Source organism: Alkalibaculum sporogenes (assembly GCF_009362815.1).
GTDB classification, from domain to species: domain Bacteria; phylum Bacillota; class Clostridia; order Eubacteriales; family Alkalibacteraceae; genus Alkalibaculum_A; species Alkalibaculum_A sporogenes.
This window is the reverse complement of record NZ_WHNX01000031.1, coordinates 1-17,397: the sequence shown is the minus strand read 5'-3', so window position 1 is coordinate 17,397 and position 17,397 is coordinate 1. Positions and strand designations below refer to the sequence as shown.

The following is a 17,397-nucleotide window of genomic DNA, read 5'->3' as shown; positions in this document are numbered from 1 at the left end:
TTAGTTACTCCCAGCAATCATTTCTTGTAGTGAGTGAAGCATATTTACGTACTCTGGATCGTATTTAAGCTTTCCACGAACGGCATTGTCAATTTGAATATAAGAATTATCTCTAAGGATTAATATCTTATGAGATATGAGTAAAGCTTCGTCTATATCATGGGTGACAAATATACATAGAGGTCTATATTCATCCCAAATTTTTAAAAATAAATCTCTTGCTTTAGTTCTGTTTATTGTATCTAGTGCAGAAAAGGGTTCGTCTAACAACAAAATTTGAGGTTTTAGTATGATGGCTCTTGCTAATGCAACTCTTTGTTTTTCGCCGCCACTTAAAGCACTAGGGTATCTATCTATAAGATGATCAATTCCCAATTGTATTAATATACTCCGATAAAAAGCTTGATCAATTGCTATTTTTTTGATTTGTAAGGGAAGAACTATATTTTTTTTTACGCTATACCAAGGATATAATCCATAATCTTGAAATGCATATCCTATATTAACTTTTGTATTATTTAATAATTCATTGTTATAAAAAATAGCTCCAGCAGAAAAGTGGTGTATACCCGCAATAGCTTTAACAAGGGTAGATTTTCCGATACCAGAATATCCAATTATACTTGTAATACTATTGTCTTCAATAGAAAATGATAAATCATCTAATATTATATTGTTTTCAATTTGTATAGATAGCTTTTTTATAGTTAACAACTTATATCATCCTTTTTTATTAATGGAAATTGCGTTAAGATAGCGCCTAAACAGTAATCTTTATAGAATATAAAAATCTAAAAGACTGAATACTAAAAAGGTTACACTAACTATTTGATTGATATGATAACTTGCCCAATTCATTACACCTGTGTTTTTAGGTTCTACCATTTTATGCTCTATCATAAAGAGTATAGAAATAATTACTAGCCCGGTTAGGTATAACCATTGTGTTCCTTGTATAAATGATAATGAAAATAATATCAAAACAGACATTGCATGAAATAATTTTGCTATAAGCAAACTATTATTTAATCCAAATTTAGCCGGGATTGATTGTAAACCTTCTTGAGTATCAAATTCTATATCTTGTGTTCCATAGATAATATCAAAACCGCCGATCCAAAGTGCTACAGCAGCAGATAATAGAAAGGGAACATAGCTTACTTGTCCTGTTACTGCGATCCATGCTCCAAAAGGAGCACCGGCACAGATTATGCCTAGTATAATATGACATGCCCAGGTAAACCTCTTTGTATAGGAGTAAAGTATGAATAACCCTAGAGCTACAGGGGATAACGCGAAGCATAAGGGGTTTATCATATAAGCTGCACCTGCAAATATGATGAATAAAACCATAGACAGTATTAAAGCTTCTCTTATACTTACTTTACCTTGAGGGATTAATCTATTTGCAACTCTTGGATTTTTTTTATCATATTCTATATCAATTACCCTATTTATAGCATTAGCACCATTTCTACCAGTAATAAGAGCAACTAATATCCAAAATAAAGTGTAAGCGTCCGGTATACCTTTAGCTGCCCAAATCATAGCAACCATTGCAAAAGGAAATGAGAAAAGAGTATGAGAAAACATGACTAATTCCCCATACTGTTTGATTTTATAGATAAGATTCATAATTTTTCACCTTCAGATTTGATAGTATTTTATTAGCTTAGAGTTGGTAAAACATACTTTTCAAAATTGCCATTCTGAACTCTCACCTCTCATTAATTACTTGACTTTTAATGAGAATAGAGTGTCTCAACTAATAATCCCTTATTAACAGTTTGTCTATAATAAATTTTATTGTTTCTTTACTTTCGCAATCAGGTAATTTATTCATTGAATCATAAGCTTTATTTGTATATTTTAATGCCAATTCTCGAGATTTTTCTAGTCCTTTGTTTTCAACTACTAGAGCGTGTATATTATCACTTTCATTTTTGGTAAAGGTTCCGTTTTTTAATAGATTTTCTAGATATCCTTTACGATCATTTTGTAATGCATATATTACGGGTAGTGTGAGATATCCTTGTTTTAAATCGTTCATTGTACTTTTCTTAATAATATTTTTGCTTGAATAGTCTAAGCAGTCATCAATTATTTGAAAAGCCATCCCAATGCGATAACCAGTTTTAGCTAATAATTTTTTTACTGTTTCATCTGCATTTGATTCTTCTGAACCGATATATAGACTTAGTGAAAACAGAGATGCAGTTTTGCCAGTAATTATCTTTAGATAATGCATAATACTTGAATTGTATTTATAACGGAAACTATATTGGATTAGTTCACCTTGACAAATTCTCATAATTACTTTTGACATCTCAACCATAGTTTCTTGATGAAAATCTTTACTCATAAGAGTGAAAAGCTTTGCAAATAGATAATCACCGATAAATACAGCACTATCTTTACCATATTTACTTTGTACGCTCTCTATTCCTCTTCTAAGTTTTGATTCGTCAATAATGTCATCGTGAATTAATGTTGCTACATGTAGCATTTCAACAATAGCAGCTAAATTTAAGATGCTGTTTTTGGGCTCATTGCCAAATTTAGAACCTAATATTACTAAGGCTGGCCTTAGCATCTTTCCTCCAGAGTGTATAGTGTCTTCAACGGCGGAAGTTATAAAATTATGCGAGTCTTTTACAGAATTTTCAATTAGTTTAGTCACTTCATCTAATTCTAATTGTAATTTAGGATATTCGTTCCAGAAGCTATTCATATAATCACCTATTATCTTTAAAGTTAAAGTTACTTTTGTGTAAATATTTTAATAAATAATTAGAAGAGAAACCTACAAACAATCCAGTAGGGATTGCAACAAGTAATAAGTAGGGTAGGAGTACGAAAATATTTATATTAAGCACGAGCCAAGCTACAATAAGTTGTCCAATATTATGAAATATAGCGCCTACAATACTGACACCAACAAAACTAACATTAGATTTAAATAATTCCAAAATAAAATACATGGCTATTAGACTTAATATTCCTCCTGTCAATGAATACATCAATACATTCATATTCCCAAACATAAAAGAACTGAGTACAGTTCTAGCAACAACAATTAAAAAGCTCTCCTTGAAACTAAGGGTAGATAAAGCTAATAAGGTTGCAATATTAGCAAACCCAAGTTTTGCGCCGGGAATTGGTATAGCTGGGAGTAGTGATTCAACGTAGCTCAAAATCATAGCTTGGGCTACTAACATTGATATAAATACTAATTTTCGGGTCTGAATCTTCATATAATCACCTTTCGTTAGTAGAAACTATTTCAACAATTACTTGATTTGGCAAGCATACGATAATTTCTCCAACTTGATCAATTGGCCTATTATGGACACAGATTTGATCAGGACAATCAGCTTCATTTATGCTCACAACACCATTTTCTATTTTTATTTTATTTAAGCCTCTAGCTGTTTCAACATTGATGGTTTCATTTGTATCCTCAGTTAAAGGAATTTCATCATATATTTCATTTGCAGCACGTATGACCATCTTTGTCTGTATATCTGACTCACTATTATTATGCATTATGAATATACTAATCAATGCTATAGCTAGGACTATTACAATAATCCAAATATCTCGTATTTTCATTGAATTCTCCTAATTTTAAAAATATAGTTCTTTCCTATGAAAAATATCCTTCTTCTTAAAGAAGAAGGATATTTTATTATATCAGCAAACAAATTGTAAGATTATACTGATTTAACTTTCTTCAAAATTGTCAAAGTAAAGATAAGATTTCTTTACAATTCCAATTTTAGACCAGGCACGTTTTAAAACTGGCATTACATAATAATCAAGTCCTAAAGCTCTACCTGAACCTTGAATTAATGCAAATGCACTTACTATAAACCAAACCATTGAGGCATCAGCCATACCAGTAAGAATTATACCAAAGCCCATTGCAATACTTACAAAGGAAGCAAGAAAAGTAAATAAACCTGCTATTAAACATAAACCTATTAGGATTTCACCAATAACCATAATAGATTGTACTGGCACTTCAATTGGCGCTACAATATTATTCATTATATTAATCATAAAATTTGGCGCATCCATTAAGGCTTCACCGTATCCTGAGGGTTGTTTATCTAAAGCCCATTGAAATACTGGATGTAATGTGTGTGCAATAGCGTCAGTACCACCACCAGCAACAGCGTCAGTGGCAGCAGTCACTGTTTCTACAACTTCAGCTGGTGTTGCAGCTGAACCAGCATCTCCTGTGGGAACACCTGCTATTGCATTAATAGTGCTTACAACCTTAGGACTTTCTAACCAACCTTCGCCTACCTTTACGATACCTTCAACAAGCCACATATAACCTAACCATAATCTTAAAGGTAGTTTCCAAATGTTTTTAGACGATGTAGATAAGAGTCCACCAAGAATGCTTCTTTTATTGTTAACATGAAAAAATTCATGTCGTAAGTAGTTCCATATTTGTCTTAAACCACCAACCATAAATTGGTAGTATAAGTTTACAAAATGTTTAATAAATACTGCTATAAATCCAGAAGAATTAAAACCTGTCTCTGCTACTGCATACTTAGAACCTACAGAAACCATAAATCCATGATAATTTTGTTTGTGTTTGTGTAGAGATTCGCATTTAATTAATGATGCTACATTCATAGCAGCAGTATGTCCTGATTGCTCAGCAGCTTCAACTGTCTGTGGCATTGGCCCTTGATCATCTTGGTAAGAAGCACTATCTCCTACAATAAATATACTACTAATAATTTTGTTTTCTTTAGATGGTTGCATAAACTCATTAACATTAATTCTTGCACATCTACCTAAATCAAATCCTAAGCTACTAGCTGCTGAGTTATTTTGAATGCCTGCAGTCCAAATTAGTGTGTAAGTAGGGATAATTGTACCGTCTTTTAATGTAAATGAATCATTATCTATTTTACAAATAGCAGAATCTTTTAATAATTTTACTCCAAGTTTTTTATATCTCTTTTCTACTTTTTCAACTTGTTTTTCATTTTTTAACATATTGAGGATTCTACTCATAGCTTCGATATTATAGATAGTCACTTCTCGTACATCTATATCGTACTTCTTAGCTAAGTGAAGTTTGGCTTCTCCAAGCTCACCAACCATTTCAACACCAGTAAAGCCGCCACCACATACTGCAAAAGTAAGCAATTTTTTTCTTTCCTCGGTACTTTTTTCTCCAGCAGCTTTTTCAAACATACTTTCAATATGGTGTCTGAGATTTACCGCATCTTCATAGGCCCATAATGTATGAGAGTTCTCTTTTGCACCCTCAATACCAAAGAAATTTGGTTCATTACCCATACCCATGATTAGGTAATCATATGAATATGTTGATTTTTCAGATTTAAGTTGTTTTTTATCAAAATCAAATTCTGTAATATTGTCGACAACTACATTAACTTTTCTGCCAGCAAATATCTTAAATAAATCGATTTTAACAGATTCAGGTTCAGTTCTAAAACCGGCTACTTCATGTAATTCTGTCATAAGAGTATGAAAGTTATTCCTATCAATTAAGGTTATCTCAACATGTTCATCCTTCTTAAAGGCTTTGTGAAGTGTTTTAGCTGCTTTAACACCAGCATAACTACCGCCTAGTATAATTACTTTTTTAGACATTTTATTCCTCCTATATTATATTGCTATTATTTTACACTAAATACCCTAATATAATGAAATATAATTACTTCCAATGATACAATTTTTAAGAAAATATGTAAAGTTAGAATATATAACGTAAAATACCTCTTATATCTTATAATATTGTTAATAATAATTCAACAAATAATGATGATTGTAATCGATATCTGATAAATTCTTTTTTAAAAATTCTGTAAAAGTACCCACAAAAAGAATGTTATTTTTTTCACCTATTAATAAAATAATAAAAAATATCTCATGTACAGGAAAACATGTTGACTATCTCTAGATGACAGTGTTAAAATTAAGACGTCTAAAAAACATAATTTGGAGGGAGAAAAATATGAAAAAAATAATACTATTGTTGTTATCATTGACACTTATAGCATCTTTTGCAATAGGTTGTGCAAGTGGAGGTTCAGACGAACCAACAAGTGGCGAAGGTGTTACATACAAAGATGGAGTATATTATGCAGAAGAGGAAACTTTTGCAGATGGAAACGGATACAAATATTTTGTTGTAGTGACAGTAGCTGACGGTAAAATTTCTGACGCTGAGTGGGGTGGAACTAACGTTCAAGTTCTTGGTAACAAGAAAACACTTTCAGAAGAGGGTAAATATGGAATGGAATGGCATCCTCAAGCAGAAGCAGCAGAAGCTTGGTTAATAGAAAATCAAGATCCAGCAGCATTTGATGAGCTATATACAACTGACGAAGGACATACTGACGCTCTTAAAACAGATGCAGGAACTTCAGTTTCCATTCATGTTGTAGAATTTTTTGACCTAGCAAAGAAAGCTTTAGCTAGCGAGCCAGTAGCAGAAGGTGCTTATACTACTCCAAGTGATTTTGTTGCAACTGCAACTCTACCTTTAGAAGAAGAAGACGTTTGGGAATATAGAGCTGACTTCACAGTAGTAAACGGAACAATTGTTGCTTCTAACTTTAACTCAGTATTTGTTGGAGAAAAATCTGATGATACTGAAAAATATTTTGATGGCGACAAAGCACTAAGCAAGAAAGAACTAGGAGTAGATTACGGTATGGATTGGGCATCAAATGCAGAAAAATCTGATGCATTTCTACTAGAAACTCAAGGTTTCACAGTGAACTATATAGACGATAAAGGTCATACAGATACAATTGCAGGAGTATCTATACATGTAAATGAATTTGAAGACTTATTTAATTCTGCTCTAGGAAATTAATTGACAGTTTAAAAAATAAGATATAAAATATAAAAGCTTTAGGATTATCCTAAAGCTTTTATATTGCGCCAAATTAACCCGCATTAACAGGCTCACTATATCATATAATTTGCATGGACATGGTATATAAAAAGGGGGTGTAATAAAGTGAAAAAAATATGTTGTATTTTAATTACAACAATACTAATGCTTTACGTAACAAGTTGTAATAGTGTTGAAGTTAAGCCTAATGAATTTGTATCAAAGAATGATTTTTACTTAGACACTATTGTAGATATAAAGATATATGATTCTTCTATTAGTACCCAAGAAGCTGAAAATATAATTGATAAAGCTTTTTCTAGAATAGAAGAGTTAGAGGATTTATTAAGTTTGCATATTGAGGGTAGTGATTTGTATAAAATTAAGGAAAATGCAGGGCTTGATCATGTAAAAGTATCTGAAGAAACAATTCATGTTATTAAAAGTAGTCTAGAGTATTCACAGTTATCAAATGGACATTTTGACATAACCACGGGTATACTTGTGGGATTATGGGTAATAGACCCTCCAAATGGATATATACCTACAAATAGTGAATTAGATGATGCACTTCCTAAAATTGATTATAAAAAAATACAAATAGATGAAGAAAACTCAACTGTAAAATTAGAAGATGAAGGCATGATTGCAGATTTAGGAGCTATTGCAAAAGGCTATATTGCAGATGAAGTGAAAGAAGTGTTAGTTGATAATGGAGTAAAACACGCAATTATCTACCTTGGAGGGAATATACTCTTAGTAGGTAATAAAGAAAATAATGTAGATTTTAAAATTGGAATTCAAGAACCTTCAGCAAATAGAGGAGCATACTTAGGTTTAATAAGTGGAAATGATATCTCAGTAGTATCATCAGGTGATTATGAGAGATACTTTGAAGTTGATGGAAAAAGATATCATCATATACTTGACCCACAAACAGGTTACCCTGCTGATAATGAATTAAGGCAAGTGACAATTATATCTAAAGAGTCTATGGATGGTGACGGGTTATCTACATCAGCATTTTTATTAGGGCTAGAAGATGGTATTGATTTAATAGAGAGCTTAATAGATACTGAGGCTATTTTTGTAACAAAGGATTATAAAATATATATAACTTCAGGCATTGGAGATGTATTTGAATTTGACGAACAAAATTATGGTGATGATTATGAAGTAATTAGACCGTAAAATAATAAAAGATACAAGTAAATCGGTCACAGAATATTTTTCTATGGCCGATTATTTTGTATTTAAACTAATTTTAGCACTACATCTAATTTATTTATGCACTCATCAATATTTTCCTTGCAAATAACTAGTGGTGGTTGAAAAGCTAATACATTTCGTGATAAACCATTTTTACCTATTAGTATACCATTATCTTTCATGCTTTCTAAAATTTTATCTGTTTTTTCTATTGCGGGACTTATGCCTTCAACTAATTCAGCGCCTTGCATTAAACCTATTCCTCTAATATCTCTAATAATGTTATGACGATTTTGCAAGTATTGTAATCCCTGTGTCAAGTAATCGCCCATTTTACTTGCATGTTCGCATAATGAATGATTTTCTATATAGTTTAATACAGAAATGGCTGTAGTACTGGAAACAGGGTTTCCACCAAGAGTAGAGGCAGATGGTCGTGTGAAAGATGCAGCTATTTCATTAGTTGTACAAAAAGCCGAAATTGGTTGACCATTACCCAGTGCTTTAGCTATTGTCATAATATCGGGAGTGATCCCAAAGTTTTCGATAGCAAACATCTTTCCTGTTCTTGCAAATCCAGTTTGAACCTCATCGACAATTAGTAGTACATTATGTTTTATTAGCAATGATTTTAACTTTATAAAATACTCTTTATGTGGAGTAAGAATTCCACCATTTCCTTGAATGGGTTCAATTATAAGAGCTGCAATTTTATTATTTTGTTTTATTAAAATTTCTTCTATACTAGAAATAGATTTATTCATAGCTAACTCAAGATCAAAGTCATTTTGCGCTACATTAGGATAGAATCCCGTAGCCCTATGTGTACCTAATTCTGGATTTGGAGATGCTCTCCACATGTCGATTCCAGTAACTGACATAGTTAAGTGAGTTCTTCCATGCAATCCTGCATCTAAGTAAATAAATTCATTATTGCCTGTGTAAAGTTTCGCAAGAAGCATAGCACCTTCATTAGCTTCCGAACCTGAAAGACAAAAAAAACTTTTATTTAAATCACCTGGCAATACTTTTGATAATTTTTCTGCTAAATCTACTATTGGTTGTGTTAAATAAATCGTAGTAGTATGTTGTAGTGTTTTCATTTGTTCTATAGAATCTTTAATAATTGTATCATTGCTATGCCCACAGTTCATTACTGAAACTCCAGCAAAAAAATCTAAATATTTTCCCCCGACATAATCGTCGTAGAGGTATTGCATTTTACCTCGAGTTATCTGAGGTGGGTTTTGGTAAAAATGAAAAGAACAGGGCATTTGATAATTATGTTTTTTTTCTAATACTTTGTCTGTACCAATAAAATTCAAATTTACACCTCCTAATAGTATAATGCACCTAAGCTATAATCCATGTGATTAGGTTTTAAGTTGTGATAAATATCAAGAGTATCTTTTGGATGTGATATGGCTTTTTTATAGGCTTTAATTACTTTTTCAAAATCATTAATATTATAATGACCGATTTCTAATCTTAATATAGAAATACCTAATGTACTTAGTTCGTTATGAATGGGTAGTAAGCAAATGTCTTTATAGAGTAGCAAATGATTTTTATTGTGATTGTCTCTATAGATTGGATGTTCAAATCCATTGTCGTCAACTAATACTAAGACTTCATTTTCAAAGTAAAGATTATCCGCTGGATAAGCAGGCTTTTTAACCTTAATATGTTCATACAAATCTAAATCCATATACATAATACTGGGAGATCCATGAGCTACTATCTCTACATTAGTATTTTCACTTGCATCCATATATGATTTTAGGTTGTTCAAATTCATCTCCAAAGATAAAACTATATTTTTTAGGCCGTATTCAGCATATAGTTTACTTGTATTTGTATTACCTATGTTCATAGTTACGTCACTGTACAATGGCAAATTGAAGTCTTTATAATGTGCTAAAGCCCCAAGGTTACAAATCATTAGACCATCAATAGCATTAAATAATCCATTATTATTTAGAAGAGCGTCATATTTATAAAAATCATTATCAAAGGTCATTTTAGGTAAGGAAAGTACAAGTTTGCTATTACCTTTTATTTTACTCATATTAATAATTGAAGCTACAGATAATTTATGGTCTTTCCTAAAGTTTTCTGTACTAATGTAAATTATGTCAATTTCATTGACTATTGCACTTTCTACTTGTGCCAAAGTATCACATTTAACACTTAATAATGGAATTGAGGCTTCATTATTAAGTGTCGTATCTTTTAACAGCGCCATTTTAGCGTTAGTTATATGTTTATCGTCGATTGAATGTTCTTGAACTGGTTTGCTAAAAACTTTACCTGTAGAATAAAAGTGACCAGTACCCTCATACCGTCTATTAATAAATTCTAATTTTGGATTACCAAAGGCAAAAGAGGTTGAAAGATCTCTATTTCTGGAATCATACAATATTTCCATGTGTTTATCTCTATCGTAAAAACATGGGTCTTCAAGAAAACTATCAATTGTATCACCGTATGCATTAATAATTCTATGTAAATAGGAAGACTCTCTCATCCTACCTTCTATTTTAAAAGAATTAACACCAGAGTAGATTAGTTCCGGAATATATTGGTACATGCACATATCTTTTACAGCCATAGGAAACTCTGTATTGTAGAATGATCCGTTGTATTTTATCTTATAGTCCCATCTACATGGCTTCATACATAATCCTCTATTACCACTATTTCCAAATAGCATAGTAGAATAATAGCACTGAGAACCGTGTGTTGAACACATATCACCATGAATAAAGTATTCGAATTCCATAGAACTTTGACTATTCCAATATTTTATAGTTTGCAAGTCTATTTCTCTGGAAGTTACAACCCGTGTTACTCCAAGAGAAGATAATTCTTTTACCATTTCTAAATTGTGAACATTCATCATTACCGATGAATGCATTGGAAGGCTTAAGTTATTATCCCTAATTAAAGATATAATTGCTAAATCTTGAATGATGAGACCGTCAGGAGAAAGTTCTTCTAAGTAATATAGGTAATCTAAACAGGGTGCAATTTCATTATTAAACATTAAATTATTGACGGTTATATAAATTTTTTTACCCTTTTCATGGGCTAATTCTATTGAGTCTTTTATTTCTTGTCTAGAAAAATTAAAGTTGCTCCTATGCATACGCATATTAAATTCTTTGCCACCGAGATAAAATGCATCACTTTTAGAATTTATTAATTCGTTAAGAATTAATAAATTTCCTGCAGGTGCCAATAGTTCAATTTCATTACCATTAAAATTTCTCATATTATTCTCCAGTCTAAACGGTTATAAGTATTTAATAATTCTTGCTAGTCAAAGTCATAAGTAAGTTCGTCAAAGCTGTATATTTTGCTAATTAATTCTTTTTGATAAAGCCAATTCATTGCTGAAGATATATCATCTTCTCTTGGAAGACTTAAATAGGAGAATTTTATATCTTTAAAAGTATCAAATCCTTCTTCTGAAAAACTAAGTTTATCTTTAATTTGTGGACCAAGATCTTGAATTCCATTATCATTGATAAAATCAACAGCTTTATTGTATGCAATTTTAAAGCTTTCCATTGTCGATGGATTATCTTCTAAAAAATTTGATTCAAATAGCAATACCCCCGGGAATAAATCGATATCGATATTACTAGCAAAAATTTTAGAACCTTGTTGTTCTGAAAGAGAAGCTAAAGGCTCAGGTAAAATTGCTGCATGGATTTGATTATTGCTTAGCATCTCTAATCGAGTAGGCATTTTAGGTATATTTACTTTCTCAATATCTAATAAGTTGTATTTTTCTATGGTAGAATCAACAAGAAATTCCATTAGAGTATTAGTAGATAATCCTATTTTTTTATTGTGAAAATTATCTAGCGTATTATTACTTTCTTCTGGAGAAGATAGAAGTTTATATTCAGTCTCAGTTTTTGATATTACTTGAAATGAACTTCCAGCTTCTTTTAATAACCCAACAGAAATTAAATCTGAAGATGTAGAATTTAATTCATTAGCTTGTAAGGCTGAGTCGCGATCGACAGCACTAAAGAAAATATGTGTGTTAACAGTTACATTTTCTTCTTTAAAGAATCCTAACGCATCTGCTACTACAATTGGTATAGCGGCAGTGTCGCTCATTAGACCTAAGTTAATTGTTTCATTTTCTGACTCGTTTTTTTGATTACATCCGCTAGTCGCTATTATAAGAGAAAAAGCTATAGCAATTACAATAAGTTTTTTAAATTTCATATTATCGTGCTCCTTTTAATTATTCCATAATAATATTAATACAAAAAAGTACGTATGTCTACTTCACAAAAGATATCTTGAGTCGATATCGTGTTTTTTTTAGAATAATAGTATAATAATGTTTTTATGCATAAAAATATTAAAAGATTGCTAACAATTTGTGTAAACCTGTAGTTGTTATAGTATAATAAATGTATATATCTAAAATATTGGAAGTTATATGTTTTTGGGTTATACAGGAGGGCTTAAATTGGAAAGTTTTAACATGGTAGCTAATCATGCAATTAGACAGGTAGCTGAAGACGCAATTTTTGGTGCGAATACACAAGCACAAAAGGCTATTAGTGAATATGGTTTTAATAATGTTATAAATGGAACTATAGGTGTGTTTTTAGATGATGAAGGAATACTAGTTACCTTTGATTCTGTTTTTAATGCATTAAGGGAATTGAAAGATGAAAGTTTTGCAGCATATGCTCCACTAAATGGTATTAATGAATACTTAGATACTGCCATTAAAACTACATTTGGAGATTATAAACCAGATGGGTTTATTGAAGCTGTAGCGACACCAGGTGGAACAGGAGCTATAAGACATGCTGTATGGAATTATTCCAGTTGGGGAGAGGAAATTTTAACTTCTGATTGGTATTGGGATCCATATAATACAATTGCTACAGAACATGGTAGGAAAATTTCCACATATAAATTATTTGATGAAAAAATGAACTTTAACTTTGAAGATTTTGAGTCAAAGGTGGAGCTATTATTAGATAAACAAAAGAGATTAATAATTATTATAAATTCACCAGCTCATAATCCTACAGGATTTAGTTTAAGTTATGACGAGTGGTTAGGCATAATAGAGATGCTTAAGAGAAAAGCATCTTCTAATCAAAATAAGATTGTACTGTTTATTGATATAGCCTATATAGATTTTTGTGAAGATGAATCTCGAAGGTTTTTATCTTTATTGAGTAACTTGCCTAAGAATATATTAAGTATAGTGTCTTATAGTATGTCTAAGGGATACACTTTTTATGGACTTAGAAGTGGTGCAATAATTGGAGTATCATCTAATAAAGATGTGGCAATAGAGTTTAAAAATGCTTGCTCACATTCAAATAGAGGTGTATGGTCCAATGGTACACGATGTGCTATGGAGGTATTGACAAAGATATATAGAGATGAGAGTTTGTTGGAAAAGGTTGAGAAAGAAAGAAATCATTATAAAGAAATGTTAAAGATTAGGGCAAATTCTTTTATGAAAGCTTCAGAAGAAGTGGGATTAGAAATTTGTCCATATAAAGATGGGTTTTTCATCTCTATTCCATCTAATGATCCAATAGGTTTAGCGAAAGAGTTAAGTAAAGAAAAAGTTTTCTTGGTACCATTAGAAATGGGTTTGAGATTTGCAGTATGCTCAGTATCTCAAGAAAAATGCAAAATTACCCCTAGGTTAATTAAGGAAGCAATGAAGAGAATATGAAAAGAATAGGTATTGTTATTTTATTCTTGTTGTTTCTTACCCCAAATGCAGTCTCGGCTGAAACATTGTATGATCAATACAAAACAGATTTAGGGCTAACAATAAATAGCTACTCGGAAAATTGGACAGGTTATAAATTAATTGAAGTATATGAAGAATTTAAGAAAAACACTTATGGTGATGAAATAAAATATCTTAAAGAAATAAATCTTTATAGTGATAACCCAAGTGGTGGTCAAGAAGAAGGAGTATACAATGCATCTTATAACAGATTAAAGATTTTGGGGAACGAGAAGATTATTTTAAGTAAAGAAAATACTATTGATTTATATAATTTGAGTAATAAACAAACAGTAGAAGACTTTGCAAGAACTCTCTCTCACGAATATGGTCATCACTTTACTTTGTACTATTTAATACAATATGAAAATAAAACTTTTGATGATTGGAGAGATACAAAACTTTATCAAGTTAGAAAACTTGAAGGGTATGACAAAGTTACGAATAATTATATTAACGGACATGAATGGAGTATTATCGAGATATGTGCTGAGGATTATGTTCAGTTGTACGGATCATCAACTGGAAAAGAGGCGTACTACTTTGAAGATATTGAACAGCGATATTACTCAGGTTCCATAAATAAAAGTGCTAGTTATCAGTATTCAATTTATAATATTAATCCACAAGAAAATAATAATATACCACTTGTGCTAGAAGTACCGCAGGTCAAAGAATATTGGCAGAACGCATCTGGTATGGAAAGCAAAGTAAAGGCTCCAACAAAACCAACCATTGCATTAGTAGACACTGAAGATTTAGGATATGACAAGATACAATACAAACTGCAATGGACGAAAAGTATAGATATAGATGAACAAGAAGTACAGTACTATACCGTAGTAGCCACAGATTTGCAAGGTGAGGATATTATACCTATAAAGACTGTAAGCCAAGGAGAACCGTTAGAGGCAGTAGTAGGTAGTATAAGGGTAACTAATGATAAAAACATAATGTTTTATACTGACAGTTTCATCGATAACCCTAAGTTGTTTAAAGTATATGCTATGAGTTCTATTGGTGGTATCGTTTCATCTGATACACTTAAAGTAGATTTTAATAACCCAAGTGTAACGACGTTAAAATCATTAGCTGTATCAAATATGCCAATAGAAGATGAAAAAGAGCTTGCTCCAATTATCGTAAATAGAAAAGGCAACAAATATATAGACAAAGTTTTAGATATGATACTATTAATTGTAGAGAAGATTAAGAATTTTTCAAATTAAAATATAATCTGGAGGAAAAATATGAATGTTAAAATAAAAGATGTTGCAAGAGAGGCTAACGTTTCAGTTGCCACAGTTTCAAGGGTATTAAATAATATACCATTAGTAAATGATGAAACGAAAAAAAGAGTACAAGATGCTATAGATAGAACAGGGTACAAGCCTAATGCAATTGCAAGAAGTCTAAAAATGCAAAGAACCAATACTTTTGGGATTATGATACCAGATATTACTCAAGCCTATTATACACAGGTTGTTCGAGGTGTAGAAGATGTATGCAATATCTATGATTATAATATTATCTTATGTAATACAGATTCTGACCCTATAAAAGAACATACTTATCTAAATGTTTTTCTTGAAAAACAGTGTGATGGTATTCTATTTATAGGTAAATCTCTAAGTGAAGATTTAATCTTGGCTATAACGAATAGTAGGGTACCTATAGTTTTAGGAGCATTGAGTGATAGCGAAGAAAGAGTACCAAGTGTATCTATAAATAATGATGAAGCAGCTTATGACATTACAAAATATTTAATAGATAATGGCCATAAAAAAATTGGTTTTTTAACAGATGAAGATGAAATATCGTATGTAGGTATAGAAAGAAAAAAAGGTTATATAAGAGCACTCGAATCTGTAGGAATAGAGGTAAATAATGACTACGAACTTAAAGGTAAGTATACTATTAAAGGTGGTTATGATTTGATGGATAAGATGCTTAAGCTTAAAGATAGACCTACAGCAGTAGTAGCACTTAATGATGAAATGGCTTTGGGCGCGATTAGAAAAGCTGAAGATGTAGGACTGAAAGTGCCAGAAGACATGAGTGTAATTGGATTTAACAATTTTTCTATATCAGAATGGGTGAAACCAACTATTACTACAGTAGCACAGCCGATGTACGATATTGGAGCAATTAGCGCTAGAATGCTAATTAAAACTATTAACAATAAACAAGATGAAAATAAAAGTATTTTTGTTCCACACGAAATTATTATCCGAGATTCTGTGAAGAATATAGAATAAATTTTTAGTTTAGAAGTAATGGGGGATATTGTATGCAAGTAATTGATAAGGCAGTTGAAGTACTACAATTAATGGCCAATGATCCAAGCAAAAAGTTTTGGAGGGTAACTGATGTTAGCAATGGATTAGACATGAATGTTTCTACGACTCACCGATTGATGCAATCTTTAAGAAATAGCGGTATAATTCATCAAGATAACTCGACAAAAAAGTATTCACTAGGAATTAATTTTATTTATTATGGCGGAATAGTTAGAGAAATGAATATTCCTGGTATCGTAATATATCCTTTAATGCAAAGATTATACGATGAGTTAGGGGAGACGGTTTTTGTCACAATAAAAGATAGAGATAATTGTGTAGTGTTAGAAAGAATTAATAGTTACCATCAACTACGTTTTGTAAAAAGAATTGGAGAAACTCTGAAATTACATGAAGGTGCTTGTGGTAAGGTGATTTTAGCATACCTACCTGTTAGTATACTTGATCGAACTATTGAAAGGATTGTTGAGGGCGAGGAACACTACGATATTGAGAAACTCAAAAAAACTATTAGTGAAGTGAGAGAAAAGGGGTATTTAGTAGAAGAAGTTCCAAAGATGGATTCGACTACCTTTTCAGCACCTGTTTTCTCAGTAGAAGGTAACTATGTAGCTAGTCTATCAGTTGTTATACCAAAATGTAGATTAACAGAAAGTAAAACTAGTGAAACAATAAGAGTTTTAAAAGAAATTGTAGCGGGTTTTATGGTAGATACAGTGTAGTTCAAGCATGAGATTCTAAGACTAAGTTTATTTTAATAATATTTCATAAAACATGTTGACAAAAGGTATAATAGTATCTATAATAGAAAAAGTCGAAACAAGACAAGCAGTCAATAAAACAAAACACTAAGCAATAATTTATAATTATAACATTACAAAACAAGTTAAAAAAACATAATAAAGTAGTTGACAAAACAATCGACACGTAATATAATAATTAAGCTGCTTCAAACGAGACAGACAATAAAAATTAACAACAAAACAAGCGATAAGCTTTAAACACAAGTAACAACATAGGTATTTGAAAATAGAATAGTGCACACAACCTAAACAAAATAGTATAAGACTTACGATGAAAGTTGTAAGCAACAAAGTAACAAAAGTAATGCCAGCAAAATTAGTTTTAATTTGAGAGTTTGATCCTGGCTCAGGACGAACGCTGGCGGCGTGCCTAACACATGCAAGTCGAACGAG

The 17,397-nt window shown here is 31.3% G+C and carries 15 protein-coding genes and 1 rRNA gene; 7 read left to right on the top strand and 9 right to left on the bottom strand.

The window, feature by feature from the left end:
• From GC105_RS14050 to GC105_RS14025, 6 genes are all read right to left on the bottom strand, one after another.
• Positions 1 to 714 carry an ABC transporter ATP-binding protein gene (locus GC105_RS14050; protein WP_152806065.1) on the bottom strand — a complete coding sequence of 238 codons (714 nt, stop codon included), beginning with the start codon at positions 712 to 714 and terminating at the stop codon, positions 1 to 3.
• Positions 715 to 774: 60 nt separating this feature from the next.
• Complete coding sequence (locus GC105_RS14045) at positions 775 to 1,635, bottom strand: UbiA-like polyprenyltransferase (RefSeq protein ID WP_152806064.1); 861 nt, start codon at positions 1,633 to 1,635, stop codon at positions 775 to 777.
• Between the two features lie 130 nt (positions 1,636 to 1,765).
• Positions 1,766 to 2,731, bottom strand: a complete 966-nt coding sequence (locus tag GC105_RS14040; RefSeq protein WP_152806061.1) for a polyprenyl synthetase family protein — start codon at positions 2,729 to 2,731, stop codon at positions 1,766 to 1,768.
• Between the two features lie 4 nt (positions 2,732 to 2,735).
• Positions 2,736 to 3,254, bottom strand: coding sequence for a Gx transporter family protein (locus GC105_RS14035; protein ID WP_152806060.1), 519 nt, complete (start codon positions 3,252 to 3,254; stop codon positions 2,736 to 2,738).
• 4 nt (positions 3,255 to 3,258) lie between these two features.
• On the bottom strand, positions 3,259 to 3,612 hold the full coding sequence (locus GC105_RS14030) for a NusG domain II-containing protein (RefSeq protein ID WP_152806055.1): 354 nt from the start codon (positions 3,610 to 3,612) through the stop codon (positions 3,259 to 3,261).
• A gap of 111 nt (positions 3,613 to 3,723) precedes the next feature.
• Positions 3,724 to 5,646, bottom strand: a complete 1,923-nt coding sequence (locus tag GC105_RS14025) for an FAD-dependent oxidoreductase (RefSeq protein ID WP_152806051.1) — start codon at positions 5,644 to 5,646, stop codon at positions 3,724 to 3,726.
• 364 nt (positions 5,647 to 6,010) lie between these two features.
• On the opposite strand from GC105_RS14025, the gene GC105_RS14020 reads away from it, so the two are divergent.
• Both GC105_RS14020 and GC105_RS14015 read left to right on the top strand, forming a co-directional pair.
• Positions 6,011 to 6,877, top strand: a complete 867-nt coding sequence (locus tag GC105_RS14020) for a hypothetical protein (protein WP_152806048.1) — start codon at positions 6,011 to 6,013, stop codon at positions 6,875 to 6,877.
• A 147-nt stretch (positions 6,878 to 7,024) separates the two neighbouring features.
• Positions 7,025 to 8,089 (top strand): FAD:protein FMN transferase, encoded by a 1,065-nt coding sequence (locus GC105_RS14015; RefSeq protein ID WP_152806046.1) that lies wholly within the window; start codon positions 7,025 to 7,027, stop codon positions 8,087 to 8,089.
• Between the two features lie 62 nt (positions 8,090 to 8,151).
• Here the strand turns inward: GC105_RS14015 and GC105_RS14010 are convergent, their stop codons facing one another.
• Genes GC105_RS14010 through GC105_RS14000 form a run of 3 tightly spaced genes read right to left on the bottom strand, consistent with a single transcriptional unit; the run spans position 8,152 to position 12,352 of the window.
• Positions 8,152 to 9,432, bottom strand: a complete 1,281-nt coding sequence (locus GC105_RS14010; RefSeq protein WP_246169848.1) for an aspartate aminotransferase family protein — start codon at positions 9,430 to 9,432, stop codon at positions 8,152 to 8,154.
• 11 nt (positions 9,433 to 9,443) lie between these two features.
• Positions 9,444 to 11,381 carry a U32 family peptidase gene (locus tag GC105_RS14005; RefSeq protein WP_152806043.1) on the bottom strand — a complete coding sequence of 646 codons (1,938 nt, stop codon included), beginning with the start codon at positions 11,379 to 11,381 and terminating at the stop codon, positions 9,444 to 9,446.
• Positions 11,382 to 11,425: 44 nt separating this feature from the next.
• Positions 11,426 to 12,352 carry an ABC transporter substrate-binding protein gene (locus tag GC105_RS14000; RefSeq protein ID WP_152806039.1) on the bottom strand — a complete coding sequence of 309 codons (927 nt, stop codon included), beginning with the start codon at positions 12,350 to 12,352 and terminating at the stop codon, positions 11,426 to 11,428.
• Between the two features lie 250 nt (positions 12,353 to 12,602).
• On the opposite strand from GC105_RS14000, the gene GC105_RS13995 reads away from it, so the two are divergent.
• The 5 genes from GC105_RS13995 to GC105_RS13975 form a co-directional block, all read left to right on the top strand.
• Positions 12,603 to 13,841 (top strand): aminotransferase class I/II-fold pyridoxal phosphate-dependent enzyme, encoded by a 1,239-nt coding sequence (locus GC105_RS13995; RefSeq protein ID WP_193708429.1) that lies wholly within the window; start codon positions 12,603 to 12,605, stop codon positions 13,839 to 13,841.
• Positions 13,838 to 15,130 carry a hypothetical protein gene (locus GC105_RS13990; protein WP_152806033.1) on the top strand — a complete coding sequence of 431 codons (1,293 nt, stop codon included), beginning with the start codon at positions 13,838 to 13,840 and terminating at the stop codon, positions 15,128 to 15,130. Before GC105_RS13995 ends, GC105_RS13990 begins: the two co-directional genes overlap by 4 nt.
• Positions 15,131 to 15,151: 21 nt before the next feature.
• Positions 15,152 to 16,159: a LacI family DNA-binding transcriptional regulator gene (locus GC105_RS13985; protein WP_152806031.1), complete on the top strand. Its 1,008-nt coding sequence runs from the start codon at positions 15,152 to 15,154 to the stop codon at positions 16,157 to 16,159.
• Positions 16,160 to 16,191: 32 nt separating this feature from the next.
• Positions 16,192 to 16,923 carry an IclR family transcriptional regulator gene (locus GC105_RS13980; protein WP_152806029.1) on the top strand — a complete coding sequence of 244 codons (732 nt, stop codon included), beginning with the start codon at positions 16,192 to 16,194 and terminating at the stop codon, positions 16,921 to 16,923.
• A 404-nt stretch (positions 16,924 to 17,327) separates the two neighbouring features.
• A 16S ribosomal RNA gene (locus tag GC105_RS13975) occupies positions 17,328 to 17,397 on the top strand; the annotation flags it as partial.

What these genes read in the sequence shown, in the direction of transcription:
- GC105_RS14045 (WP_152806064.1), bottom strand. Translation starts at nt 1,635, where the DNA reads ATGAATCTTATCTATAAAATCAAACAGTATGGGGAATTAGTCATGTTT.
- GC105_RS14040 (WP_152806061.1), bottom strand. Translation starts at nt 2,731, where the DNA reads ATGAATAGCTTCTGGAACGAATATCCTAAATTACAATTAGAATTAGAT.
- GC105_RS14035 (WP_152806060.1), bottom strand. Translation starts at nt 3,254, where the DNA reads ATGAAGATTCAGACCCGAAAATTAGTATTTATATCAATGTTAGTAGCC.
- GC105_RS14030 (WP_152806055.1), bottom strand. Translation starts at nt 3,612, where the DNA reads ATGAAAATACGAGATATTTGGATTATTGTAATAGTCCTAGCTATAGCA.
- GC105_RS14025 (WP_152806051.1), bottom strand. Translation starts at nt 5,646, where the DNA reads ATGTCTAAAAAAGTAATTATACTAGGCGGTAGTTATGCTGGTGTTAAA.
- GC105_RS14020 (WP_152806048.1), top strand. Translation starts at nt 6,011, where the DNA reads ATGAAAAAAATAATACTATTGTTGTTATCATTGACACTTATAGCATCT.
- GC105_RS14005 (WP_152806043.1), bottom strand. Translation starts at nt 11,381, where the DNA reads ATGAGAAATTTTAATGGTAATGAAATTGAACTATTGGCACCTGCAGGA.
- GC105_RS14000 (WP_152806039.1), bottom strand. Translation starts at nt 12,352, where the DNA reads ATGAAATTTAAAAAACTTATTGTAATTGCTATAGCTTTTTCTCTTATA.
- GC105_RS13990 (WP_152806033.1), top strand. Translation starts at nt 13,838, where the DNA reads ATGAAAAGAATAGGTATTGTTATTTTATTCTTGTTGTTTCTTACCCCA.
- GC105_RS13985 (WP_152806031.1), top strand. Translation starts at nt 15,152, where the DNA reads ATGAATGTTAAAATAAAAGATGTTGCAAGAGAGGCTAACGTTTCAGTT.
- GC105_RS13980 (WP_152806029.1), top strand. Translation starts at nt 16,192, where the DNA reads ATGCAAGTAATTGATAAGGCAGTTGAAGTACTACAATTAATGGCCAAT.